19 protein-coding genes and 1 tRNA gene are annotated in these 24,133 nt (G+C 53.8%); 4 read left to right on the forward strand and 16 right to left on the reverse strand.

Annotated features, from left to right (window positions below; translation table 11 throughout):
• Positions 1 to 138: 138 nt before the first annotated feature.
• The 5 genes from cphA to JT718_RS13390 form a co-directional block, all read right to left on the reverse strand.
• Complete coding sequence (gene cphA / locus JT718_RS13370; RefSeq protein WP_205503212.1) at positions 139 to 2,769, reverse strand: cyanophycin synthetase; 2,631 nt, start codon at positions 2,767 to 2,769, stop codon at positions 139 to 141.
• 39 nt (positions 2,770 to 2,808) lie between these two features.
• Positions 2,809 to 3,708, reverse strand: coding sequence for a cyanophycinase (locus JT718_RS13375; RefSeq protein WP_205503213.1), 900 nt, complete (start codon positions 3,706 to 3,708; stop codon positions 2,809 to 2,811).
• A gap of 679 nt (positions 3,709 to 4,387) precedes the next feature.
• Positions 4,388 to 4,458: transfer RNA gene (locus tag JT718_RS13380), tRNA-Cys, on the reverse strand.
• A 297-nt stretch (positions 4,459 to 4,755) separates the two neighbouring features.
• Complete coding sequence (gene rpsA / locus JT718_RS13385) at positions 4,756 to 6,642, reverse strand: 30S ribosomal protein S1 (RefSeq protein WP_205503214.1); 1,887 nt, start codon at positions 6,640 to 6,642, stop codon at positions 4,756 to 4,758.
• A gap of 317 nt (positions 6,643 to 6,959) precedes the next feature.
• A complete protein-coding gene (locus JT718_RS13390; RefSeq protein ID WP_205503215.1) occupies positions 6,960 to 7,892 on the reverse strand; it encodes a helix-turn-helix domain-containing protein in 933 nt (310 codons plus the stop codon).
• Between the two features lie 291 nt (positions 7,893 to 8,183).
• Here JT718_RS13390 and JT718_RS13395 point away from each other — a divergent pair, with 291 nt between their 5' ends.
• From JT718_RS13395 to JT718_RS13405, 3 genes are all read left to right on the forward strand, one after another.
• Positions 8,184 to 9,389, forward strand: a complete 1,206-nt coding sequence (locus JT718_RS13395) for a C45 family autoproteolytic acyltransferase/hydrolase (protein WP_205503216.1) — start codon at positions 8,184 to 8,186, stop codon at positions 9,387 to 9,389.
• A 319-nt stretch (positions 9,390 to 9,708) separates the two neighbouring features.
• Positions 9,709 to 10,863, forward strand: coding sequence for a serine hydrolase domain-containing protein (locus JT718_RS13400; RefSeq protein ID WP_205503217.1), 1,155 nt, complete (start codon positions 9,709 to 9,711; stop codon positions 10,861 to 10,863).
• A gap of 7 nt (positions 10,864 to 10,870) precedes the next feature.
• A complete protein-coding gene (locus tag JT718_RS13405) occupies positions 10,871 to 12,193 on the forward strand; it encodes a hypothetical protein (RefSeq protein WP_240337087.1) in 1,323 nt (440 codons plus the stop codon).
• 105 nt (positions 12,194 to 12,298) lie between these two features.
• Here JT718_RS13405 and JT718_RS13410 read toward each other — a convergent pair whose 3' ends face one another.
• The 4 genes from JT718_RS13410 to JT718_RS13425 all read right to left on the reverse strand — a co-directional run bounded on the left by JT718_RS13410 (position 12,299) and on the right by JT718_RS13425 (position 14,700).
• Positions 12,299 to 12,817 (reverse strand): HNH endonuclease, encoded by a 519-nt coding sequence (locus JT718_RS13410; protein ID WP_205503218.1) that lies wholly within the window; start codon positions 12,815 to 12,817, stop codon positions 12,299 to 12,301.
• A 99-nt stretch (positions 12,818 to 12,916) separates the two neighbouring features.
• Positions 12,917 to 13,693, reverse strand: a complete 777-nt coding sequence (locus tag JT718_RS13415) for a C40 family peptidase (protein WP_240337088.1) — start codon at positions 13,691 to 13,693, stop codon at positions 12,917 to 12,919.
• Positions 13,694 to 13,830: 137 nt separating this feature from the next.
• A complete protein-coding gene (gene smpB / locus JT718_RS13420; RefSeq protein WP_205503219.1) occupies positions 13,831 to 14,304 on the reverse strand; it encodes an SsrA-binding protein SmpB in 474 nt (157 codons plus the stop codon).
• Positions 14,305 to 14,700, reverse strand: a complete 396-nt coding sequence (locus JT718_RS13425) for a thioesterase family protein (RefSeq protein WP_205503220.1) — start codon at positions 14,698 to 14,700, stop codon at positions 14,305 to 14,307.
• A gap of 76 nt (positions 14,701 to 14,776) precedes the next feature.
• Here JT718_RS13425 and JT718_RS13430 point away from each other — a divergent pair, with 76 nt between their 5' ends.
• Positions 14,777 to 16,045: a serine hydrolase gene (locus tag JT718_RS13430; protein ID WP_205503221.1), complete on the forward strand. Its 1,269-nt coding sequence runs from the start codon at positions 14,777 to 14,779 to the stop codon at positions 16,043 to 16,045.
• Between the two features lie 63 nt (positions 16,046 to 16,108).
• Here JT718_RS13430 and JT718_RS13435 read toward each other — a convergent pair whose 3' ends face one another.
• From JT718_RS13435 to tsaD, 7 genes are all read right to left on the reverse strand, one after another.
• Positions 16,109 to 16,348: a hypothetical protein gene (locus JT718_RS13435; protein ID WP_205503222.1), complete on the reverse strand. Its 240-nt coding sequence runs from the start codon at positions 16,346 to 16,348 to the stop codon at positions 16,109 to 16,111.
• 163 nt (positions 16,349 to 16,511) lie between these two features.
• The gene (locus JT718_RS13440; protein ID WP_205503223.1) at positions 16,512 to 17,501 is read right to left on the reverse strand and encodes an MBL fold metallo-hydrolase; all 990 of its coding nucleotides are present in this window, start codon (positions 17,499 to 17,501) and stop codon (positions 16,512 to 16,514) included.
• A gap of 182 nt (positions 17,502 to 17,683) precedes the next feature.
• Positions 17,684 to 18,916 carry a spore maturation protein gene (locus tag JT718_RS13445; RefSeq protein ID WP_205503224.1) on the reverse strand — a complete coding sequence of 411 codons (1,233 nt, stop codon included), beginning with the start codon at positions 18,914 to 18,916 and terminating at the stop codon, positions 17,684 to 17,686.
• Between the two features lie 106 nt (positions 18,917 to 19,022).
• On the reverse strand, positions 19,023 to 20,090 hold the full coding sequence (locus tag JT718_RS13450) for a mandelate racemase/muconate lactonizing enzyme family protein (protein ID WP_205503225.1): 1,068 nt from the start codon (positions 20,088 to 20,090) through the stop codon (positions 19,023 to 19,025).
• On the reverse strand, positions 20,087 to 21,160 hold the full coding sequence (locus tag JT718_RS13455) for an N-acetyltransferase DgcN family protein (protein WP_205503226.1): 1,074 nt from the start codon (positions 21,158 to 21,160) through the stop codon (positions 20,087 to 20,089). The genes JT718_RS13450 and JT718_RS13455 overlap by 4 nt, the downstream gene beginning before the upstream one ends.
• Positions 21,161 to 21,256: 96 nt before the next feature.
• Complete coding sequence (locus JT718_RS13460; protein WP_205503227.1) at positions 21,257 to 22,756, reverse strand: M14 family metallopeptidase; 1,500 nt, start codon at positions 22,754 to 22,756, stop codon at positions 21,257 to 21,259.
• Positions 22,757 to 23,126: 370 nt separating this feature from the next.
• The gene (gene tsaD / locus JT718_RS13465; RefSeq protein WP_205503228.1) at positions 23,127 to 24,131 is read right to left on the reverse strand and encodes a tRNA (adenosine(37)-N6)-threonylcarbamoyltransferase complex transferase subunit TsaD; all 1,005 of its coding nucleotides are present in this window, start codon (positions 24,129 to 24,131) and stop codon (positions 23,127 to 23,129) included.
• Positions 24,132 to 24,133: the final 2 nt, after the last annotated feature.

Here is a 24,133-nt window from a genome sequence, read left to right on the forward strand (position 1 = left end):
TTTTGTGATTTGAAGATGAGGAGATTTGGAGATGAGGAAATTTGAGAATGAGAAGATTTGGAGATGGTTAATGATATTATATTTTCAAATTATTCCATTTTCAAACTTACAAATCTCCTCATCTCCAAATTAGGTAACCTAGTCCACCATCACGCGGCGGTCCTGGATTACCTTGAAATTTTCGATCATCTTGATGGCTTCGGGGATGTCCTCGGAGAAGATGGTGATGAAGGAGTTGCGCTCGGCGTGCTCCAGGGCGTAGGCGATGGCCACCATTTCCTGCGGAATCACTTTGTACTCCTTGGTAGGGTCTACCTGCTGGATGCCCTCAATCACGCGCCGGTTGATCTCCTCGGGGGAGCGGCCGCGCGGGTCTTTGTCTGAGCGGATGATCACCTCGTCAAACATCTGGGCGGCCAGTTTCCCCAACTCCACCATGTCTTCCTCGCGGCGGTCGCCCACGCCGGCCACCACGCCCACCCGCTTGCGGGCGTCTACGTTCTTCAGGAAATCGGCGATGCCCTTCATGCCGGCGGGATTGTGCGCGTAATCTACCAGCACCTCAAAGGTAGGGAACTTGAACAGGTTCATCCTTCCCGGGGTCTTGCTGGCCGACGGCACAAATGTGCGCAGGGCAGTCTTGATCTCAGAGATCTCAAAGTGCGAGATGTAACCGGCCAGGGTGGCGGCCAGTACGTTCTCAATGTTGAAGCGCGCCCGCCCCCCGAAGGTCAGCGGAATGTCAGCCACGCGGTCTACCCGTATTTTGTAGGTATTTTTGAAAATAGAGATAAACCCGTTCTCAAACACGGCCGCCAGGCCGCCCTGCGCCACGTGCTTCAGGATTCTGGGGTTGTTCTCATCCATGCTGAAGAACGCCACCTTGCTTTCCACCTCCTTGGCCATGTTGTACACGTTGTCATCGTCGGCGTTGAGGATGGCGTACCCGGTTTTGCTCACACTCTTGGGCACCACCGATTTTACGCGGGCCATGTCTTCGAGGGTGTAAATATCGCGCAGGCCCATGTGGTCCTCGGCCACGTTGGTCACAATGCCAATGTCGCACTGCTGGAAACCCAGGCCCGAGCGCAGAATGCCGCCCCGGGCGCACTCCAGCACGGCAAAGTTCACGGTAGGGTCGCGCAGGACAAACTCGGCACTTCGGGAGCCGGTGGTGTCGCCTTTCTCCAGCATCTTGTCCTGAATGTAGATACCGTCGGTGGTGGTGTAGCCAACCTGGTACCCCTTTGATTTTACCATGTGCGCAATGAGGCGGGTGGTGGTGGTTTTGCCGTTGGTACCGGTCACCGCGATGATAGGAATGCGGGAAGGGCAGTTGCCCGGGAACAGCATCTCAATCACGGGGTCGGCCACGTTGCGGGGCAAGCCCTCGGTGGGCGAGATGTGCATCCGGAAACCGGGGGCGGCATTCACCTCAATTACGGCCCCGCGGGCCTCGGGCAACGGAATGGCAATGTCTGAGGTGACCACGTCAATGCCGCAGATGTCCAGGCCAATGGTGCCGGCAATCCGCTCGGCCATCAGGATGTTGTAGGGGTCAATCAGGTCGGTGACGTCCGTGGCGGTACCGCCGGTAGACAGGTTGGCGGTGCTTTTCAGGTAGAGCTCCTCCCCTTCGGCCAGCACGGTGTCCAGGGTGTAGCCTTTCTTGTCCAGAATGCCGGTGGTGTCTTTGTCAACGGTGATTTTGGTGAGGACTTTCTCGTGCCCTACCCCGCGCCGGGGGTCGCTGTTCACGGTGTCAATCAGCTGCTGCACCGAAGAAATGCCGTCGCCCACCACCATGGCGGGTGTGCGCTTGGCGGCGGCCACAAATTTCTTATTCACTACCAGCAGGCGGAAGTCAAACCCTTCAATGAACTGCTCCACAATTACCGCCTCTGAGTACTTCTGGGCCATTTCAAAGCCGGCCACCGCCTCGGGCCAGGACTTCAGGTTAATACCGGCACCTTTGCCGTGGTTGCCGTCCAGGGGTTTGGTCACTATGGGGTAGCCCAGGTACTGGACCGCCTCTTTCAGCTCGTCCAGGGTGTACACAATCTCGCCCTCGGGCACCGGCACCCCGGCCTCGCGCAGCATGTCTTTGGTGGCGCTCTTGTCGCCGGCAATCTCTACGGCAAAGGCGGCCGTGCGGCAGGTCATGGTGGCCTGGATGCGTTTCTGGTGCACCCCGTAGCCCAGTTGGATCAGGGAGTTTTTGTCGAGGCGGATGTACGGGATGCCCCGCGCCACCGCTTCTGACACGATGGAGTACGTACTGGGCCCGATGTGCTCATCTTCCCTGATCTCGTGCAGTTCCTCCACATCGGGGGCAATGTCATAGGGTTGGTTTTTGGCCAGGGCCGTGGTGACCCTGATGGCCGCCTCAGCGGCGTACTCGCCGGCTTTTTCCTCCTGGTAAGAGAACACCACGTACTCAAAGCCGGGCTGCGGGGCCGGGTAGGTGCGCCCAAAGCCAGAGTTCATGCCGCCCAGGGTCTGCAGCTCCAGGGCCACGTGCTCCACCACGTTGCTCAACGGAACGCCTTCTTCCCGCACCCTGCGGAGGTAGCCTCCTTCCTGCCCCTCGGTGCTCCGGTGCTCTATCATGCCCGGAAACATTTCCTCTAACCGTTGGGCAAAGCCGGGGAGATGGGTGGTCAGCACCCCGTCAAACTCGCCCATGTCTAATTTCAGCACTACAATCTTTGGGTGTTTCACAGACCAGAAGTTAGGTCCACGCATGATGCGTATTTCTGCGATTTTCATAGAATTTATGATCCAATCAAGGATACAGGTATGAAAGGTTTAAACGATTTCCAGCGTGTATGTATCTCCTTTGCCCAGAAGGTGCACCTTCAGGTCTCTGATGGTGACAGGAACTCCCTCCTCCACCTCGTATATATTGGAACGCGTGCTTTCCCGGCCGTCCACTATGACCACCAGTCCGCTGCCTATTACTTCAATCTCGTTTCCTTTTTTTACCACAATACCGGTGTCTTCTTCCAACCCAATGCCAATGAAGGTGGGGTTGGTGGCAATCATCTGTACCATTCTAACTATACGCCCGCGCTTAATGAAATGGGTATCAATGGCGGCATCGTTGAGCAGTTCCAGCCCGGCCGTAATGCTTACCGAGCCCTTGATGTACCCTCCTTGACTCACGCCCTGGTACATCATCTGCGTAGACATGGCGGCCGCGCCGGCACTGGTTCCGGCAATGACCAGGGGATCTGTATAGTAACGCTCCTTGATGAGGCGCATGAGTTCTGTTCCGCCCAGGATGGAGGTCAGCTTCAGTTGGTCTCCGCCGGTGAACATGATACCGGCCGCCTTTTTCACCAGCTTCATGTACTCCTCTTTGGCGGTATCTTCCCGCGAGCGGATGTCCAGCACCTCCACGTTGGTGAGGCCCAGTTTCTTGAACACCTCCAGGTAATCTTTCGCCACTTCCTCGGGCACCGAGGAGGCGGTAGGCACCACCAGCACCAGGGGGTTTGATCCCTTCAACTCCGCTACGAAGCGCTCCAGTATCTCGTTCTTCACGAAACTAAGGTTATCTGCACTCACTGAGCCTTCCTCTGGGTCATCTCCTTTGTTTTCACGTCCGCCAATGGCAATGAGGGTTCCCTTGGGAGTCTTGTACTCAACAGCATGCCTTACTGTGTTTACGGGTTTGTGGTTTTTAGCTGTCTTGGTTTTGCTCATTTCTCTGTTATTGCTGAGAGTCACTGATGATCAGAGGCATGTGGGTTTCAGGCTCCCTGTGATGGGTACTTTTTAGTAAAAAAAGGAGGAGCTGCTACCTGGTTCATGCTTCTGACGGATGTCCCGCAATACGCAACTAGGGGCCAAAAGATTAGGGATTCTGTATTTACAGGATTAACCGTAGCCGCGCTGCGCTAAGTACTGACCTGCCTTTCGCACTGGCGGCCTGGGTACGATAATCCTAAAATTTCATCCATAAATTATGAGTCCCTAAATCTATATAGCTATACTCTATTTTATGTTAATAAGTTACTAATTGGTAAGCTTCTAAGTACCAGTTGGTTTACCCAGGTTTGGGGAATTTGGATAGGGTTATGGGGTGCCTTTTCCCAGCTCTACTCTCCTGCTTCAGCCGTCCAAGCCTGGGAACGGCACGGCTCCGCCCTGAATAAGACTATTCAAAGTATAGAGGAAAGAAGATAGAAGCCCGGTAGGGAAAGCCAGGTAGGCTATTTCCTTTTTGGGCCCGTTTCGCTGAAAACAAGGGAAAAACGTAGTTGGGCCCGTTCCGCTTTCATGTGCGGCGCGCTGTATGGGAACTGCCGGGGCCTGAAAAGGATGGGTTGGAGGCGGAGCAACAAAAAAGCCTGTCCAAGGCTGGACAGGCTTTTCAAGAAAGAGGTAACGAGCGGATTCGAACCGCTGTACGAGCTTTTGCAGAGCTCTGCCTAGCCACTCGGCCACGTTACCGTGATTGGGAGTGCAAATATAGTCAGGAACTATTACTATCCCAATTTTAGAGCAAAATTTTCACGACCTACCTGCCTCTAACGGCCTGAAAGCAAACCACGGCTTGCCTAACCTCTTCGTAATGAGCCCTTTCCTGCCGGCTGCCGCGCAAAAATATTTTTTGGTCCTTCTGCCAGAATCAGCCCTAAAACGGGCCTCTTCCCCTTCCAGAAGGTTACACCAGAGCTGCCTGCATAAAAAAAGAGCCCCAAGGGTTTGGGGCTCTTTTTATGAAAACCGGCTTAAAACCGGGATTGATTACTCAGCAGACTCAGCGTTGTCAGAAGACTCAGCGTTTCTTTCAGCACGGGCTTTGGCAGCTGCGGCTAATTTACGCTCTCCGGCTTCTTTCTCGCTTTCCATCATCTGGTCTTTCAGGGCAGAAAGGGCATCCAGGTCACCTAAGGTAGAACGTACTTCTTCTTTCTTAGGAGCAGCTGGGGCGGCAGCTTTAGGAGCGCCGGCCGCAGGAGCGTCTTTCTTCGCGAATTTGGCTTTCTTGGCCTCATCAGCCGCAGGTGCCGTGTGCACCGCCGTGTGCGACAAGATGATCTTACGGTCGTCTTTAGAGAACTCAGTTACTTTGAACTCAAGTTGCTCACCAGCCTCTACCGCAGAACCGTCTTCTTTCACCAGACCTTTAGGGAAAGAGAATCCTTCAATACCGTACGGCAGCTCCAGGGTAGCACCACGGTCAGATTTCTCCAACACGGTTGCTTTGTGCACTGAACCTACTGTGAATACGGTAGCGAACGTATCCCATGGGTTCTCTTCCAGTTGTTTGTGACCCAGGGCCAGACGACGGGCAGCAGCATCAAGCTCCAGCACCACTACGTCTAATCTGTCACCAACTTTCACGAACTCAGATGGGTGTTTGATTTTCTTAGTCCAAGACAGGTCAGATACGTGAACCAGACCGTCAACGCCTTCTTCCAGCTCAATGAACAGACCAAAGTTGGTCAGGTTTCTCACCACACCCGTGTGGGTAGTGCCAACGGCATATTTGGTCAATACATCTTCCTTGGTCCAAGGATCTTCGGTGAGCTGCTTAATGCCCAGAGACATTTTGCGCTCGTTGCGGTCCATGGTCAACACAACGGCCTCAATCTCGTCACCTTGTTTGATGAAGTCTTGTGGGTTGCGCAGGTGCTGCGACCATGACATTTCTGACACGTGGATCAGGCCTTCTACGCCTGGCATCAGCTCCAGGAACGCACCGTAATCGGCTACGTTCACAATTCTGCCGCGCACGCGTGAACCAACTTCCACTTCGGCAGGAAGAGCATCCCATGGGTGAGCAGTCAGCTGCTTCATGCCCAGAGAAATACGCTTCTTGTCGTCGTCGAAGTCCAGAACCACCACGTTTACTTTCTGGTCCAGCTCCAACACCTCTTGCGGGTGGTTGATGCGGCCCCATGAAATATCGGTGATGTGCAACAGACCGTCTACGCCACCCAGGTCGATGAACACCCCGAAGTTGGTCATGTTCTTGATCACACCTTCCAACACCTGGCCTTTTTCCAGGTTGTTGAGGATAGCGGCACGCTGCTGCTCCAGATCTTTCTCGATCAGGACTTTGTGCGATACTACTACGTTGTCAAAAGCGGCGTTGATTTTCACAACTTTCACTTCCATTTTCTTACCCACATAGATGTCGAAGTCGCGGATTGGCTTCACATCAATCTGTGAACCTGGTAAGAAGGCTTCTACGCCGTACAGGTCAACGATCAGACCACCTTTGGTTCTGCGCTTCACCACGCCTTCCAGCACAGTGTCGTTCTCCAGGGCGCCGTAGATCATTTCCCACGCTTTCACGATTTTGGCTTTCTTGCGGGACAGGATCAATTGGCCGTTAGGGTCTTCCTGGTCCTCAATGAATACCTCCACCTCGTCCCCGATTTTCAGGTCCGGCATGTCGCGGAATTCTGAAACCGGTACCAGACCATCAGACTTAAAGCCGATGTTCAGGATCACGTCGCGATCGGTGATACCAACTACGGTACCTTTGATCACTTCCTCTTCCTGAACGGTGTTCAGGGTGTCGGCATACATTTGTTCCATTTCGGCACGCTCAGCAGCTGAGTAGCCCCCACCGAAACCCTGAGACTCAAATTTGTCCCAGTCAAAATCTTGTACATTTGCCATATTGCTATGTTGGTTCACAAAATCTAACGCCCAACCACAGAACCACTTGGCTGCGCGTAGCTAATTTTACAAATCCTGCGGCCTACCGGAAACAGGAGCATTCACCCTGAATGCGGCGCGAAGGTACAAAATAATCCCGTAGAAACCCAGCCAAATCTCGCCGGTCTGCTTATTTCTCCTTGAGTCTCAACCTTATGGACCCCGCTCCCATGCGTTTACGGGCTGTTTTTCCGGAAGTTGGCCCTACGCCAGGCCCAAATCCTTCCCTGTTTCAGGCCTGTTTTCAGAAAAGCAGGCCTGAAACCCAGCGGGCCCTTTTACAGGGGGAACTTAGACGGGGCCACCCCTTTCATTTTCTTGAACGCCTTGCTGAACGCGGCCCCATCGGTGAAGTTGAGCTGGAAGGCAATCTCTGTCCAGTCCAGCCCCTGCTGCCTCAGTTCCAGGCTTTTCTCAATTCTTCGGGCGTGCAGGAACTGGAAAGGACTCACCCCGAAACACTGCCTGAACAACCGGTAAAACCGAAACTCAGACAAGCAGCATTCCTGTGCCACCTGCTGCATGGTTACCCGCCGGCCCACGCTGTCTTGCAGCAATTCTTTCCCGCGCCATAGCCGGCGGAAGAGCTCTTTTCTGGTGGAGGATTTGGCGGTTTGCAGCTTATAGTACGGCGTAGCTACCGCCAGTTGCTCCCTTAGAAGCAAAGCCGCCAGGTCATACAGCAGCTCCACGGCCGGAACTTCCTGAGCGGGTTGCATGGCCAGCGGGATGTAGCTGTTGAGCAGTCTCTGAAGCGGGGCGCCGGCCACGGCTTCCTGCACGAACAAGTCTGGCGTCAATAGAAAAGCGCTCAGGTGGTGGTGGCTGTCCAAATCATTGGGGTTGATGGCGTGCTGCAACACCTCATTCACCAAGGCCACATCAAAGTCCACGCAAACGCTCCAGGTGTTGGCGTCTTTGATCACTGTGTCTACCGTAGGAATGGTTTCGTTCACCAGCAAATAGGTGCCCTTGGTAATCTGGTGGCGTTTGCGCTGCACCCAGAAGGTTTCCTGCCCTTGCGCCACGTATTTTAAGGCCAGTCCGCGCGGGCGGATGGTGGCATCGAACGCATGGAAACAGGAGCTCATGATCCGGTTCGGGGAGCGGGCCTGCTTCAGGGTATTGTAGTTCTGGCTGTTTACATGCAGCATCTCACAGCTGCCGCTGTACAGACTTTGGGAGGTGGAAAGTTGAGCATGGTCCGCCATTATCTCTTTTCAGGGAATTCGTTAGCTAACGCAGGTTGGTGCCTATGATGATCTTGAACCGGCTTCCGTTTTAAGCCCCATTTCAGGGAAACAGGCCCAAAATGGAGGGGTTTCTTGCGCGTTCTGCGCATAGGTAGGCAAAAAGGGCAGGAAATTACAGGTGCTCCTTTAAAAATGCACGGTTATTTTGAAGAAGCCTATGCATCACAACCAAAGGAAATAAAGCGGTGGGAACATCTATCCGCCCATAGGCCCATGTCTTTTTCTGGCAACCTTACTCCTATTTAGAATATGAAACAGAAATTTCTCCTCCTGCTCACGCTCCTCAGCTTTTTCCTGCAACCTGCCTGGGCGCGGTCCAACGCTGGAAAGGTCCCCCGGGTGCCCGTGGTGGAACTGAAAGGCAGTGCGTACGAGCGCGGCCTGCAGCACGGCCAACAACTGAGGCAACCCATTGCCGAGGTCTACCAGAAATGGAAAGCCTCCGTGCGCCTGGAAACCAACCGCCACCCAGACTCGGTCATCGCCCATTTCCTGAGCACCTCCAACTACAAAGCCGCCATCCAGCAATGGACGCCGGAGTTGTGGCAGGAAATAGAAGGCATGGCGGCCGGTTCGGGCCAGAAACTGGACGACGTGTTCGCCTTTCAGCTCATTGATGAGTACTGGGGCTACCTGGACCGGCTCAAGCACGGCTCCGTGGACAAAGACCACTGCAGCGCCGTGGGCGTGGCGGCCCACACCGGGCAGCCCACCTATATTGCCCAGAACGTGGACATTGACACCTTCATGCACGGCTACCAGGTGCTGCTGCATATCAACCAAACGCCTACCACGCCAGAGCAGTACATTCTTACCTGTGCGGGCTTTATCGGGTTTGTGGGCATGAACAACCAGGGCGTGGGGGTGGTCATCAATGCGCTCACGGATCTGCGCAACCGCGTAGATGGGCTGCCGGTCACGTTTGTCACGCGGGGGCTGCTCAGCAAAAAATCGGGGAAGGAGGCGCTGGCATTTCTGCAAACCGTGCCGCACGCTACCGGGCAGAACTACATTCTGGGCACCGAAACCGCCGTGCACAACCTGGAAGCCTCGGCCAACCAGGTGGTGCCCTTCTTCCCGGCGGAAGATAAGAAGCTGGTCTACCACACCAACCATGCCCTGGCCAACCACGACGTGAAACCCTGGATGCAGCAGTACCACCAGCGGATGCTCACCGGCACCGGACCTAAAACCAACAGCCAGACCCGGTTTGCGGCGTTGGAGCAAAGACTGAAGCTGGCCCAACAACCGCTCTCCCCTGCCCTGGTCAAAGCCACGCTCCGGTCTAAGGACCATGACAAGTTCCCGGTGTGCGTGACGTACAACAAAGACGCCGCAGGTTTCACGTTCAGCTCCGTGCTGTTCACCTTCGGGAAGAAGCCCTCGGTGCAGGTCACCCACGGTTCACCAGACCAGTCTGAGTACCAGGAGCATTTCTTTACCGCCAAGAAATAGTCGCTGCAGAACAGGTGCAGGCATCACGTTTATTCAAACTGTCGCAAGCGGTTTTTTTGATAAATAGACTGATGCTCTTCTCTTTGTCATCCTGAAAGGATCTAGGTAGCGAACGGCAGTGGCCCTTAAGCAAAGGTTTTCTAGTTCGCCCACAAGATCCTTCCAGGATGACAGGAGGGTTATGTAATTATTTCGCCAGATACTTAATTTAAGAAATCTGTTTTGGCCTTGTTTTGAGGAAATCGGCCCTAAATTAAAGGCCCCTTCTGGGGCGAGCAACAATACTACCCTTATCAATAGTACACCTTACCCATTCTCTATGAAACGATTTTATTGGGGCTTGCTCCTGTTTTTTCTGTGGGGTACCCTCGCCGTGGAGGCGCAGACCACCGCTAAAACCACCTTTCTTAAGCAGCGCCTGCAGGCCCGGTTAGATTCGCTGCAGAAAGCCAACGGATTTCCGGGCGTGACGTTCGCGGCGGTGTTGCCCAGCGGCGAAATGATCCAACTGGCGGCCGGTCTGGCAGATTCGGTCCGAAAAGAGCCTATGAAACCCGGGCACCGCATGCTTTCGGGCAGTAACGGCAAAACGCTGTTCCTCGCTTCGGCTCTGATTTTGGAAAAGCAGGGCGTTTTCCGGCTAGACGACAAAATTGAGCAATACCTGGCCACGGAGCCCTGGTTTTCGCGCCTCCCCAATGCCCGCACCATCACCTTGCGCCAGCTCATGAACCATACCTCGGGTCTGGAGGAATACTATGAACTGGGCGATTTTATGCAGAAAGTGAAACAAAACCCCGCCCGCACCTTCACTCCCCTGGAATGCTTCTCCTACCTGTTCGACCGCAAACCGCTTTTCCCGGCGGGCACCAGCTTCGGCTACGCCGACACCAATTACCTGTTGCTGGGCTACATTCTGGAAAAGATCAGCGGAAAGAAGCTCTATGACGTAGCGCGGGAGCAGATCATCAAACCGTATCAACTGACCAAAACCGAACCTTCAATAAAGCAGAGCTTCTGGGATCTGGCGGTGGGGTACAGCCGGGCGGGCGGGCCGTTCCCGTTCTCGGGCGCCATGGTGCAGAACGGAAAGCTGGTGTTCAATCCTCAGTTTGAGTGGGTAGGCGGCGGCTTTGTGTCCAATGCCGCAGATCTGGCCACCTGGGCCAAAGGCTTCTACCACTTTAAACCTGTTTCTGAGGACATACGCGCCCAGATGCGGCAAGGCGTGAAAGCCAACACCGGCAAAGACCACCTGTACGGCTTGGGCATGCAAATCAGGCCCAGCCCTGGCTTTGGTTTTGGCTACGGGCACAGCGGTTGGTTTCCGGGCTATATTTCAGATGGCGAATATTTTCCCGATCTTGACCTGGCCCTGGGCATTCAGTTCAACACCGATGACCTCAGGCTCCTGAAGAAATCCACGCACGCGTACCTGCTGGAACTGACCCAACTCATTGTGCAGCAACTGTAAACCACCCATGTTTTCCACTTCTAATCGAATTCTCTCTCTTCTGCTCTGCCTCATGTTCCTGGTCGCCTGCAGTACCGCCAGACAAGAATCACCCGCCAAACCAACCATGGACAATCTGGCCGAGCGCTATGTCAAAGCCCTGCTCCGGTTGGGCCAGTACGATGCCGACATTGTGGACGCCTACTACGGTCCCGAGGAATGGAAGCCCACGCAGCCCAGGCAAGATACCTTGCCGGTGGCCCAGTTTCTGCGGGAGTTCCAAGAAATCTATCAGGCGTTGGGGCAACTGAACACCCACGCGTTCTCAGATCCGGACAGAAAACGTTGGACCATGTTCCAGAAGCAGGTGGTGGCGGCCATTACCAAAGTGGAGATGATGCAGGGCAAAAAGCTCCCGTTTGACGAAGAGGCCCAGTTGTTGTATGACGCCACTCCCCCAAAGTACGCCTTCTCCCATTTTGACTCCCTGCTGCTTTCACTGGACCAGGAACTTCCCGGCCAGGGAGACCTGGCGCAACGGTGGGCCACGTACCAGAAGCAGTTCGTGATTCCCAGGGAAAAACTGGATGCGGTTTTCAAGGCGGCAATCCATGAGGCCCGCCAGCGCACCCTCGCCCACTATCCACTGCCCGCCCAGGAGAATTTCACCGTGGAGTACGTGACCGACAAACCGTGGTCGGGGTACAACTATTTCAAGGGGAACGGCTACAGCCTTATCCAGATCAACACCGATTTTCCTATCCAGATTGAGCGCGCCATTGACCTGGCCTGCCACGAGGGGTATCCTGGCCACCACGTGTTCAACGCCTTGCTGGAACAGGAACTGGTGAAGAAACGCGGCTGGAAAGAGTTCTCCATCTATCCGCTCTTCAGCCCGCAGTCCCTCATTGCCGAGGGAAGCGCCAACTACGGCATACAGGTGGCGTTCCCGGCGCAGGAGCGAATCAAGTTTGAGAAAGAGGTGCTGTTTCCGTTGGCCGGTCTTAACCCCGCCGAGGCCGAGCGTTACTACGCCATTCTGGAGAAAATAGGCAAGCTAGCTTTTGCCGGGAACGAGGTTGCCCGCCAGTACCTGAACGGCCAGATCTCCCGGGAGCAAGCTGCCAATCTGCTGGTGAAATACAACTTTTACCAGCAAGACAAAGCCCTGCAGCGCACCCGGTTTATGGACCGCTACCGCAGCTACGTCATCAATTACAACTTGGGCCAGGAACTGGTACGCAGGCATGTGGAAGCGCTGGGCGGCACGGCTGACCAGCCAGAGAAGCGCTGGGAGGTGTTCCGGGAGTTACTTTCAAACCCGTATACCGCCTCCATGCTGCAGCAGTAAAAGGCAATTACCCTGTAAAAACAGAAACGAGCCGCAATCAAAACTGCGGCTCGTTTCTGTTTTTAAGATACGCTATAAGTACTTCTTGCTAGGTGAAACAACCCCTCATTCCGCGTAGCCCCGCACCCGCTCGCCCAGGTAAGGCATCCAGGCGTGCTGGGCGTCTTCAATGCTGTCGCGCAGGAAAGAGATAAGCGAGGGTTTGAAAGGTTTGCGGAGAGGTTTCATGGCTACTTCCTCGGGGGTGCGGTCGCCTTTACGGGAGTTGCAGCGGGCGCAGGCGGTAATGAGGTTGTACCAGGTGCTCTGCCCACCCCTTGACCGCGGCAGCAGATGATCTAATGTCAGGTTCTTGCTGGTGCCGCAGTACTGGCAGCGGTTGCGGTCGCGGCGCATGATGTTTTGCCGCGTAAGCGAGATTCCTTTGTAGGGTACACGCACGTACCTATGCAGCCGGATCACCAGCGGCCTGGGATACGCCTGCCGAACCGTTCGGAGCAGGTTCAACTGATCCTGCGCAATCATTTCCGCTTTCTCCAGGTACAGCAAAACGAAGGCCTTGTGCAGGCTGCATGTAGCTATAGCGGTGTAATCTTGATTTAGTAGAAGCACTTTCTCATTCATACGATTTCCTGCTCGTTAGATCCCCAAGTAAGATACGTAATTTTCTCTTACAATAGATTTACTAACTGATTTTCAGGACTTCGTGTTACACGAGAAGGTCTAGGGAAGGATTCTTTTGATGATTCTTAGTTTGTGGGAATAGCGTTTGCGCTCGCGGTTGTAGATGCCGTGGTGGTCTAGTTGGTCTATGCGCACCTCGCCGGAAGCATGGATGATTTTCTGGTCTTCCAGCACAATGCCCACGTGAATGATCCGGCCTTCCTCGTTGTCAAAAAAGGCCACATCGCCGGGACGGGTCTGGCTCACGAAATGCACCTCCTGGCCGTGCTCCACCTGCTGGTAGGCATCGCGCCAGAGCTGGTAACCGCACAGGCCGTACACCTGCTGCACAAACCCAGAGCAGTCAATCCCGAAGATGGATTTGCCGCCCCACAAGTACGGAGCCCGCATGAACTGCATGGCAATTTTCTGCAGGAAATTCTCGCGGTACGGCAAGGCCGGATTGGTAGCCCTACCGTTGTACAGCATGCGCTCCTCTCCTACCCGTATACTCATGCCGTCAAAGAACGGCAACACACTGCCCAAACCAATAGGCGTCACGCAATTGGCGCTGCTCACGGTCTGCACAATGTCCATGGAACGGGCGTGTCTGGTTTCCTTCCATTCCTGGAAATAGGCATCAGAAACGGGAAAATGCTGCTTCAGGTCAATCCAGCCTTCGTAATCATCGGGCGCGTTCTTGATCTGAATCCATTTTTCCTGGGTCTGCAGCACCGCATAGCACTCCCCAAAGATCAGCTGGGTGATCTGTTCGCTTCTATCAGACGGTTCGCGGCGCACAGGCACCAGGCTCAGTTTGCAAATCCCGAAGTTCAAGGGTAATTAGGAATTAAGAATTGAGAATTAAGAATTTGGAATATCAGCACGCTGCTGGAAACAGGAATAGAGTTAGGAGATTAAAATGGAATGGTGATCCACCCATTCTTAATTCCTAATTCTTAATTCCTAATTGATTAATACCGTTCGCGGGCCATTTCGCGTTTAACGTCGCGCTCTTTGATGTCTTCGCGCTTGTCATAGAGCTTTTTCCCTTTGGCCAGGGCAATCTCCACTTTGGCGAAGCCGCGGTCATTAATGAAGAGGCGCGTGGGGATGATGGTAACGCCTTGCTCCTGGGCTTTATCCCGCAGTTGCTTGAGTTCGCGTTTGTTCAGGAGCAGTTTGCGGTCGCGGGTGGGCTCGTGGTTGTTGTAGGTGCCCTCAGAGTATTTGGAGATGGTGACCTGGTGCAAAAACAACTCGTTCCCGTGAAAGGTGCAGTAGCCGTCTGAGAGGTTCACGTTCCCTTCCCGGATGGATTTGATCTCGGTGCCGCGCAGCATGATGCCGGCGGTGTATTTCACTAGAAACTGATACTCATAGGAGGCCCGCCGGTTTGAGATATTCACCGTTTTCTGCAGCCTGTCTTTCTCTTTTGATTTCGCCATTTAGTTTCTACTGTTCTTCAAAAGTCGGTTGATCTTCTCTTTTTTCAAAATTTTTTGGCCGGTTTGGCCGGTCGCAACCACGCGTTCTTCGGCCTTTACGGTTATGTCACAGTGCAGCGCATTGCCCGTCAGGGATTTGAAAGACGCCTCCACTTCCAATGTTTCTCCCAGAAAAGCGGGGCTCAGGTGGTCAATGTGCACCATGGTACCAATGCCTTCCTCGTCCGGGTCCTTCATCTCCAGCACAAACAGCCGCGAAGCCCATTCCATGGCCTGCGCCAGCGCGAAGGTGGAACATACCGGGTGCACCAAACCGACTTCAAACTGCGCGAAATCTGCTTCGGTAATGGTTTTACGGTAAACCTTGGTGTCTCCTGCTTTGAAAGGGTTCTGCATAAAAAATAGGTTAGAGCACCAAGATTAGGAATTTCTACGGATATTCAGGCTTTCGGTCCATTCCTCTCACCATTCTATGAAAACGCCCCTCCTGTGTCTGGCCTTTGCGCTCCTGGGCATCGGCTTCGCCTCCGGCCAAACCAAAACCGACAAGTTCCTGGCCCAACTGCTGCAACAGCATCCTGAGAAATTCAAAACCTTTCTGGAGCATCCGGAGAAGTACAAGATCCAGATTCTGTACACGCAGATTGATCGGGACAAGAACAACAAGCCTTCGTTTAAGACCTACCTCTATCAGGTTAACGCGGCCAATTACTTTAACCCGGCCAGCACGGTGAAACTGCCCGCCTCCCTCATGGCGCTGGAGAAAATCAATACGCTTCAAATTCCGGGCCTCACCAAAGAAACGGTCATGCTCACCGACAGCGCCTACCAGGGCCAAACCAAAGTGCTGAAAGACCCCACCTCGGCCAACGGCTTTCCTTCCATTGCGCATTACATCAAAAAGATCCTGGTCACCAGCGATAATGACGCCTACAACCGCCTGTATGAGTTCATCGGGCAGGAACCTTTGAACGAAGGCCTGAAAGCGAAAGGCTACCGCAGCGTACGCCTGCCTATCAGGCTGTCCCGTTTCCTGCCTATTGAGCTGGACCAGTACACCAACCCGGTGCGGTTCCTGCAAAGCGAAAAGGTGTTATACCAGCAAGGCCTGGTGAAAAGCAACAAAGACTACAAGAACCCCACGCCTATTCTCATGGGCAAAGGCAACATGACCAATGACGACAAACTGGTGATGGAGCCCCGCGATTTTGCCTTCTCCAACACGTTTGCGCTGGAAGACCAACACCTGATGCTACGCGCAGTGCTGTTCCCGGAAAGCGTGCCGGCAAAAAACCGGTTCAAACTCACCCCGGAGGATTACCGCTTCCTGTACCAGTACATGTCTCAATTGCCAAGAGAAACATCTTACCCGGCCTATGACGAAAAAGAATACCCCGATGCCTTTGTGAAATACCTGCTCTTCGGCGGACCTACGCGCAAAGAGCGAATTCCGGAACATATCCGCATCTTCAACAAGATAGGCCAATCGTTCGGGTTCCTGACGGACAATGCCTATGTGGTGGACTTCAAGAACAACGTGGAATTCCTGCTCACCGCCACCGTGCACGTGAACGAAGACGAGATCTACAACGACGGCGTGTATGAGTATGACACCCTCGGGTTCCCGTTCCTGCGGGACTTGGGCCAGGTGGTGTATGACCATGAACTGAAACGCAAACGGAAGCACCAACCCGACCTTACCCGTTTTAAGCTCACGTATGACAAACCAGCTCTAAACTGAGAAAAAGCAGAAGCCCCGCCTGAAGAAAATCAGGCGGGGCTTCTGCTTTATTAGGGAATTTACTTAGTGGCTACCGGTAGAGGCACCGTCCACATCGCCGCCATCTTCCACGCTGGTGTTGCCTCTGCGGCCGCTTCCGCCGGTGATAATGCCCGGATTGTCTTTGATCGCATCATTGGGGTTATCGTTCACATCGGTAGGCAACGGCAGCTTGCCCACTGCTTGTGGGGTACGGCCAGGTTCTGCCTGGTTGCTCACGGTATTCTGTTTATTGTCCAGGTTCGGATTTTTTTCGTTCTCCATCTCAGTAGTGCTTAGTTGAAAAAACTGTTTACCTCTAAGAATACGGGAAAGACCTGCGAACGGATATGCTTTTGCTCCCGACAAGCATTTCACCTAATAAAGACCAAACCCGTTTTCGGCTAATTATTGGAGAATCGTCCTTAAAACAGGTTACTGATTCTTATTAAAAGGAGAGCGGTTCCCCTATGCCCAGGGCGCTAAGCTTCCCTCCTATTTTCCCCTCTGCTTCCAGTTGTTTTATCCAACGGAGCGGTTCTCCCAAAGGCTCATCAGACAAATCGAAGGTGCCGTAGTGCATGGGCACCAGGGTTTTTCCGCCCAGGTCATGGAAAGCCTGTACCGCCTCGGCTGGATTGGTGTGGCTGGGCTGCATGATGAAAGCCGGACTGTAGGCCCCGATGCCCAGAATGCAGGTGTCTATTTTCGGGAACAATTGGCTAATCTCTTTGTAATGCTGATCGTACCCCGAGTCGGCTCCAAAGTAGAGCGTGTGCTCTGGCGTTTGCAGCATAAAACTGCCCCACAGGATTGTGTCATTGTCGTTCATGCCGCGCTTGTGCCAGTGCAGGGTAGGCAGGTACGTTACCTTTAGCTGGTGCTCCGGTAACTTGTATTGCTGGTACCAACCGGCTTCGTAGATGGGCGTATTGGGCAGCCAGGGCTTGATGAGCGTTGCCATTTTCAGGGAGGTAAGCACCGTAAAGGAATGGCTTTCCCGAAGCGTTTTGAGGCTGTTTTTGTCACAATGGTCAAAATGCCCGTGCGAGAGCAGCACATAGTCAATGTATGGCAGTTCCTCGGGCTTCACCGGGAACGGCACTTTCCGCTTTTTCAACGACACGTTGTAGAACAGTGGATCGGTGAGGAACGTAACGCCGCCCAGTCTGATGAAAAACGTGGCGTGCCCCAGCCACACCAGGCCGTCTTGTTTGCTTTGCAGAAACGGCCTCGGGTCTATCACATGTGGCAACCAGGCATCCTGCTTCTTTTCTTCTTTCTGCGGGTTAGGAGTCACCATCCAGCGCAGGGCAATCAGGAGGGATCTGTTGGGGTCCTGGAACTCGTTTTTGAACTTGCCCTGGGCAAAGGCGTTGCCCTGCCAACCGGGTTTAATGATGGGAAGCTCTGGATTGCTTAATTTCTCGTCTGCCATAGGAGGTAACGCACAGGCGCGCTGCGGGAGTCAGGGTTGAAGTTGTAGAATCGTAAACTAAAGAATAGGTCGGGAAGTTGGCCTAAAAGTTACAAACGAAAAAGCCCGACCAAAGAGCCGGGCTTTTTGCTTGATTCTGTTTTAAGGCCAGTTTTATCAAAGAGGCCTATTTTCAAGTCTGCTCAATGGAAGAACAGATAAGCCAGCGTGATTGCCGCAATGACCCCGGCCAAATCTGCCAGCAGTCCACACACCAGCGCGTAACGGGTCCTGCGTATACCCACTGAACCAAAGTACACGGCCAGGATGTAGAAAGTGGTTTCGGTGGACCCCTGGATTGTAGAGGCTACTCTTGCCACAAATGAGTCGGCCCCATAGGTCTGCATGGCCTCCACCATCAGGCCCCTGGCTCCGCTACCGCTCAACGGTTTCATAAAGGCAACCGGTAGAGCTGGGACAAAGTCTGTGTTCACACCTAACAGCGCAAAGAACTGGCCAATTCCGTTAACAATAATATCCAGGGCTCCAGACACCCGGAACACCCCTACGGCCACCAGAATTGCCACTAAATAAGGAATGATGGTGATGGCCACCGAGAATCCTTCCTTGGCTCCTTCAATGAATGCCTCATACACATTGACTTTCCTGATGAGTGCCAACCCAATAAAGGAAACAATAATGGTAAAAAGGATCACATTGCTGGCCACGGTAGAGATAGTCCCAATCTGCTCCTGAGAGATGGTGGAGAAATAATAGATGAGCGCCGCAATCAAGGCAATCAGGGTGCCCAGGTAGGCAATTACCACTTTGTCAAAAAGGTTGATGCGCTGGTATATGGCCACAGATACCAAACCGGCCAACGTAGAAAAGAAGGTGGCCAGCAGAATGGGAATAAAGATATCAGAAGGATCAGCGGCACCCATCTGTGCCCTGAACACCATGATGCTGATAGGGATGATAGTTAACCCCGAGGCATTCAGTACCAGGAACATAATTTGGGCATTAGAAGCAGTCTCTTTTTCGGGGTTCAGTTCCTGCATCTCTTTCATGGCCTTCAAGCCTAACGGAGTAGCAGCATTGTCCAAGCCTAGCATGTTGGCCGAGAAGTTCATGAGAATAGACCCGAAAACTGGGTGATTTTTAGGAATCTCAGGAAAAAGCCGATTGAAAAAAGGGCCAACAGCTTTGGCGAACAAGGCAATAATGCCTCCGCGCTCACCTACTTTCATAAGGCCCAACCATAGTGTCATTACCCCGGTTAAGCCCAGGGAGATTTCAAAACCGGTTTTGGCATTGTCAAAGGTGCTGGCCACCAGCTTTTGGAAGATCTCAACGTCCTGAAAAAAGATGAGCTTGAAGAGTGCAATGCAGAAGGCAATAATGAAGAAAGCCGCCCACAAATAATTTAAAACCATGTAAAAAGGGTTAGTCTGGTATAGAACGAGCCGGTAAGTTACACAGCCGGAATAAAAAAACCGCCGATCTCTGGGGTGAGACCGGCGGTTTTAGATAGAATTATTTTTACAGGCGTACCACCCCCAAACCGGGTTTGCCGTTGGGCCGCATGATGCCGTTCTCCAGGATAAACCCGCCGGAGACCACGTCTTTGGCTAGGTCCAGGCTGCCGTCCAGGTCAATGTATTTGGTATTGGGGCAGGAAAACGCCGCGTGCAGCGCTGCCGTGATACTCACGATGCTCTCGTCATTGCAGCCCCACATCAGGTCGATTCCAGCTTGGCGGGCTACGGTCCCAATCTGCCGACCAGCGTAGACGCCGCCGCACTTCATAAGCTTAATGTTGTAGATGCCGCAAGCCCTGGGCGATTGTGCCAGTTTGAAGGCATCCACCGGAGACAACAGCGATTCATCAGCGGCCACCAGGTCTTTAACGGCATCAGGCAGTTCCCGCAGGTCATCTACCACGGGTGCCGGAAGGGGCTGTTCAATCAGTTCTATATCCAGTGCTTGCGCCTGAGTACAGAAATTAGCCAGGTCATAAGTGGTCCAGCCTTGGTTCGCATCAATCCGAATGGTGACGTTGTTCCCGTGGGCTTCGCGGAGTTTGATCAAGCGCTCCAGGTCCTGCTCTACGGTCTCTCCCACTTTCACCTTCAGGTGCGTGAAGCCGCGGCCCACGTATTCTTCGGCCTCAGCCAGGGTTTCCGCTACCGATTTAATCCCGATGGTGATGGAAGTAGGCAAGGCATCTAGGCGCTGGCCCAGGAACGTGACCAAAGGTACATCCAGGTACTTGGCGAATAAGTCATGCAGGGCGATGTCCAGGGCGGCCCGGGCGGCGGGGTTGCGGGGCAACCGTAGGGCCAGTTCCTCGCACAACAATTGGAAGCTGCGGAGATCGCGGCCGAGGAGCCATTCCAGGTTCTCGGGTTGCAGGGCGGCCAGTGTATCAGAGAGCTTCTCTCCTACTACTTCAGCGCTGGGGTTACCAGAACCAATTCCGGTGAGGCCGTTCTCCGCGACAATTTCCACGATGACGTTCTCCACCGCCGAAACGGTTTTGAAAGCGATGGTATAAGGACGGGTTAACTCTAAATTCTCTTTCCAGACGTTTATTTCTCTGATCTTCATACGGTGGCGGTCTCGTGCGCTAGTTCCTGCTTTACCAGTTCAATAATTTGGTCTACCCCATCCTCCAAGGGAAGAATCACGGGCAAACCTAGTTCCTGCTGGTATTGCTGCTGGTAAGTTCTGGCCTCCTCAAGGGTTAAGCCGGCGGTGTTCAAGGTCACGGCAATCACTTTGGAGCCGTAGAGCCTGATCAATTCTATCTCGGTGGAGATGGGCGGTATCTTGAAGCCGAGTTCCTCGTTGTCGTCATAATACACGCGGGCGGGGGCGTGCTGCAGTACCACGTACTTCATCTGCCCCGACACCAGATATTCAGAACCACACGGACCGCTGGGGTTGCGCAGGGCGGCCTGGCCTTCCACAAAGAAGACATCGGGTTTGTGCTCTGCGTAGCTTTCCAAGATGGCGTGCTCCAGTTCGCCGGATACGAAGTCGTTATAGGTAGAGTCCAGGATAAAGCCTTTGCCGCGGCCCTGCATCCAGCCGGTCTGACCGGTGAAGATCATCTGGGCTTTAAGGCCGGCGCGTTCGGCGGCTTGGGTGAGCAGACGGGTGGTGGTGCGCTTGCCCATGCGTACATCGGTGCCCAGCACGGCTACGCGCGGCGCCGGGATGTCCTTGATTTTTCCGGTCCAGAAATGGAGCTCGCTTTTGGGTTTGGGTTTGCGCACGTCAATCAATTGCACGCCGTGTTCCTGGGCCAAAGCCGCCAAGTCAGGCATATCGCTTAGATATTCGTGCAGGCCGCTGACGATGTTCATGCCTTGCTTGATGGCCTCAGAGATGGTCTCCTTCATGGAAACCGGCAGTTTCCCGCCCTTCGGGGCGATGCCCACCAGGCAGTATTGGGCCTTTTCGGGGCTGTTTTCCAGAAACTGGGCCAGATCTGCGTACACCTGAATGTTGCGGGTTTTACCGTCTACCACTTCCCCGGCGTCCTTCCCCGCCGACACGGTATCAATGACTCCAATAATATTAAATCGTTCGGTGCCCCTGATGAGGCCATGCGCCGTTTTGGCGGGGTACTGGTTCAGCAGACCATCGGTGAGAATAATGGCATTTCCGTCCATTGTTTTGAATGAGTTTGGGAGAAGGTGAATAGAATAGAAAATAAAGGAATCGTATTGGGGCCGATTTCCAGAAACCAGCCCCGAAACGGTTGTTATTTACAGCACCAGCCCGTGCAGCAGGTCGGGTTTGGTTTTGCTCAGATCGTACAGATAACCGTTGACGATGGCGTATTTCACCTGGCCATCGGAAGTTTTGAGGGTGAAGTTCGCTCCCCTGCCCAAGCCTAATTCATGGTTCACTCGGCCCACCGTAGAAACTACGTTCAAGGGAATATACATGGGGTTCACAGAATTGTCGGGCATTTTCTGCAGCCGCACGGTGGTGTAACCGGCCGCTAGTAATTCCTGCACCCGCTCCGGGGTAAGTGCCTCCAGACCGGCCAGAGGGGTTTCATACACTTTGCCGGGCACCAGCGTGAGGCCTTCGCCGTTCACCTCTTCATAGCCGTAGAACACGCGCATGTCGCCTATCTCCTCTACTGAGCTGCGGCTGTAATACCCCAGGGGCGAATTGTTGGTGGCTTCGTTCCGGTTGATTCCTATATCCAGGAGGGTATCGCGGCCCTTTTGTTTGTACCGCACGTCTTTCAACACCAGATCATAGAGGTTTCGCTGGTTCTGCGGAATTCTGAAGTAGTCTTTCACCTCGTAATGGGTATACCCCTCCTCGCCAATGATCTGCAGAGCCGATAAGATGGCGGCGAAGTTGATCTGGCGGATGTACTGTTTCTCGGGATCGCCGGGGAAGCCGCCCGACTCGATCAGGATCAGGCTGGTGCCCCACTTCTGGATGTTGTCCCCGAAGGCGCGGGGCTCGTGCTCGTCTGAGTACTTGGCCACCTGCCCCGGAATGAACTGCTGCACGCTCTCGTTCAAACCCACAATGGTTTTCATGGCCCGCTCGCGCACCTCGTTCACCGATTGCTTGTAGTCGTAGGCCGGGGCCAGAAACGAAATGGTCGCCGGCTTCTCCGTGCTGCCCACAGTGTAGTACCGGCTCTGGTCGTGCAGGTTGAACCCGAACTCGGGCTTAATGCTGTCCCGCAGGCTTTTGAGAAGGCGGGCCTCCGGGCTTTGCAGGCGCAGGGCATCGCGGTTGAGGTCAATGTCCAGATCGTTCCGGCGCTTGTATTTCTCCGCTCCATCGGGGTTGAGCATGGGAATAAAGTAGAGCGTGTTGTTCTTCAGAATTTCCTGGCGCACCGAGTCCGTGGCATCTGAACCCTGCAGGTAGTTGAAGATATCAAAAAGCGCCATGGTGGCCGTGGGCTCATCGCCGTGCATCTGCGACCACAGCATGATCTTTTTGGGTCCGGTTCCGGCTTTCACCAGGTAAATGTCCCGTCCTTCCACTGACTTGCCCGCTACCTGCACCTGGAACAGCGGATTCTGCTTCAGTTTTTCCAAAAGCGGAACAATGTCCTGGTGCTTGAACCTGCGATGCTTGATGGCGGCCTCCCGGTAGGTGGCGTGCTGATCGAAAAACTGCTTCGCTATTTTAACCGAAGCATCCGGACTTTTAGGGATAGGACTGTTCTGGCTATAAGCCCCAAGAAGTGTCATGAAGAAATAAACAGTAATTACAAGTCTGCGCATTGGACCACAGTTTTAAGCTGTAGATGCCAAAATTCTCTCCTGAGAAAGCGTTTCGGCAGGTTCATGCGGTCAATGTAAGGACGAAATTCGGGTTACGGAAAAGAAAAAGGCAGAAATTGCTTTCTGCCTCCAGATTCAACATTTATACAAACTTAAGCCGCTCCAGTGGCATCTAATCAGATGGCTTTCATGTGTTTTGGCGCTAAAATGAGAAAATTAGGCTCTTTTCGCCAGAACCGTCCAACGCCACAGAGAAGCAAAGGTGGGGGCTTGCCCTTCCCTCTTTCAGCGAAAGTCCTTACGCTGGTGCAAAGTCACTGCAACAAGAACCAAGCTGTTTCAAGCCTCTTTACAGAAAAACGTCCCCAAATCAGACTTTAAGCCTTGGGTCTGGGCTGGCGTATTGGGTGGTGAACTCGCCGGCCAGGTACTTGAAGTGGGCGGCCATGGCAATCATGGCGGCATTGTCGGTGCAGTACTCAAAAGCCGGGATGTACACGTTCCAGCCTCGTTTCTGGGCAAATTCCTGTAAAGTAGCCCTTAAACCTGAGTTGGCCGATACCCCGCCCGCAATGGCAATTTCCTTGATGCCCTGCTCCTTGGCCGCCAACACCAGTTTCTTCATCAGCGTCTGGATCAACGCATGCTGGATGCTGGCGCAGATATCCGCGAGGTTGTTTTGCACAAAGTCAGGCTCCGCGGCGGTGTTCTTCTTCACGAAGTTCAGGATGGACGTTTTAATGCCGCTGAAAGAATAGTCATAGCCGTCCAGGTTCACGATGGGGAACTGAAAGCGGTTGGGATCTCCGGTGGCAGCCAGTTTGTCCAGCATGGGTCCGCCGGGGTACGGCAAGCCCAGCAGTTTGGCTGATTTATCGAAGGCTTCGCCCACGGCGTCATCGGTGGTTTGGCCCAGCACTTCCATGTCCAGGTGGCTGCGCACCAGCACAATCTGGGTGTGGCCGCCGCTCACCGTGAGGCACAGGAACGGGAAGTTGGGTTTGGGGTCTTCAATGAAATGGGCCAGGATGTGGGCCTGCATGTGGTTCACCTCAATGAGCGGCAGATTCAACCCCAGCGCGAAGGATTTGGCGAAGGCGCTGCCCACCAGCAGGGCACCCAAAAGTCCCGGACCGCGGGTGAAAGCCACCGCATCTAATTGGCTTTTTGCTATATTTGCTTTTTGGAGCGCCTGCGAAACCACGGGTATAATGTTTTGCTGGTGCGCCCTTGATGCTAACTCAGGCACTACTCCCCCGTATTGCTCATGGATTGCCTGCGTAGCTACAATGTTTGACAGCACGCGGCCGTTCTGAATGACGGAAGCCGAGGTTTCATCACAGGAAGATTCTATTGCTAAAATTGTAGGGTTCATAA

It is taken from the genome of Rufibacter psychrotolerans (assembly GCF_016924645.1).
GTDB classification, from domain to species: Bacteria; Bacteroidota; Bacteroidia; order Cytophagales; family Hymenobacteraceae; genus Nibribacter; species Nibribacter psychrotolerans.

What these genes read in the sequence shown, in the direction of transcription:
- cphA (WP_205503212.1), bottom strand. Translation starts at nt 2,769, where the DNA reads ATGAAAATCGCAGAAATACGCATCATGCGTGGACCTAACTTCTGGTCT.
- JT718_RS13375 (WP_205503213.1), bottom strand. Translation starts at nt 3,708, where the DNA reads ATGAGCAAAACCAAGACAGCTAAAAACCACAAACCCGTAAACACAGTA.
- rpsA (WP_205503214.1), bottom strand. Translation starts at nt 6,642, where the DNA reads ATGGCAAATGTACAAGATTTTGACTGGGACAAATTTGAGTCTCAGGGT.
- JT718_RS13390 (WP_205503215.1), bottom strand. Translation starts at nt 7,892, where the DNA reads ATGGCGGACCATGCTCAACTTTCCACCTCCCAAAGTCTGTACAGCGGC.
- JT718_RS13395 (WP_205503216.1), top strand. Translation starts at nt 8,184, where the DNA reads ATGAAACAGAAATTTCTCCTCCTGCTCACGCTCCTCAGCTTTTTCCTG.
- JT718_RS13400 (WP_205503217.1), top strand. Translation starts at nt 9,709, where the DNA reads ATGAAACGATTTTATTGGGGCTTGCTCCTGTTTTTTCTGTGGGGTACC.
- JT718_RS13405 (WP_240337087.1), top strand. Translation starts at nt 10,871, where the DNA reads ATGTTTTCCACTTCTAATCGAATTCTCTCTCTTCTGCTCTGCCTCATG.
- JT718_RS13410 (WP_205503218.1), bottom strand. Translation starts at nt 12,817, where the DNA reads ATGAATGAGAAAGTGCTTCTACTAAATCAAGATTACACCGCTATAGCT.
- smpB (WP_205503219.1), bottom strand. Translation starts at nt 14,304, where the DNA reads ATGGCGAAATCAAAAGAGAAAGACAGGCTGCAGAAAACGGTGAATATC.
- JT718_RS13425 (WP_205503220.1), bottom strand. Translation starts at nt 14,700, where the DNA reads ATGCAGAACCCTTTCAAAGCAGGAGACACCAAGGTTTACCGTAAAACC.
- JT718_RS13430 (WP_205503221.1), top strand. Translation starts at nt 14,777, where the DNA reads ATGAAAACGCCCCTCCTGTGTCTGGCCTTTGCGCTCCTGGGCATCGGC.
- JT718_RS13435 (WP_205503222.1), bottom strand. Translation starts at nt 16,348, where the DNA reads ATGGAGAACGAAAAAAATCCGAACCTGGACAATAAACAGAATACCGTG.
- JT718_RS13440 (WP_205503223.1), bottom strand. Translation starts at nt 17,501, where the DNA reads ATGGCAGACGAGAAATTAAGCAATCCAGAGCTTCCCATCATTAAACCC.
- JT718_RS13445 (WP_205503224.1), bottom strand. Translation starts at nt 18,916, where the DNA reads ATGGTTTTAAATTATTTGTGGGCGGCTTTCTTCATTATTGCCTTCTGC.
- JT718_RS13450 (WP_205503225.1), bottom strand. Translation starts at nt 20,090, where the DNA reads ATGAAGATCAGAGAAATAAACGTCTGGAAAGAGAATTTAGAGTTAACC.
- JT718_RS13455 (WP_205503226.1), bottom strand. Translation starts at nt 21,160, where the DNA reads ATGGACGGAAATGCCATTATTCTCACCGATGGTCTGCTGAACCAGTAC.
- JT718_RS13460 (WP_205503227.1), bottom strand. Translation starts at nt 22,756, where the DNA reads ATGCGCAGACTTGTAATTACTGTTTATTTCTTCATGACACTTCTTGGG.
- tsaD (WP_205503228.1), bottom strand. Translation starts at nt 24,131, where the DNA reads ATGAACCCTACAATTTTAGCAATAGAATCTTCCTGTGATGAAACCTCG.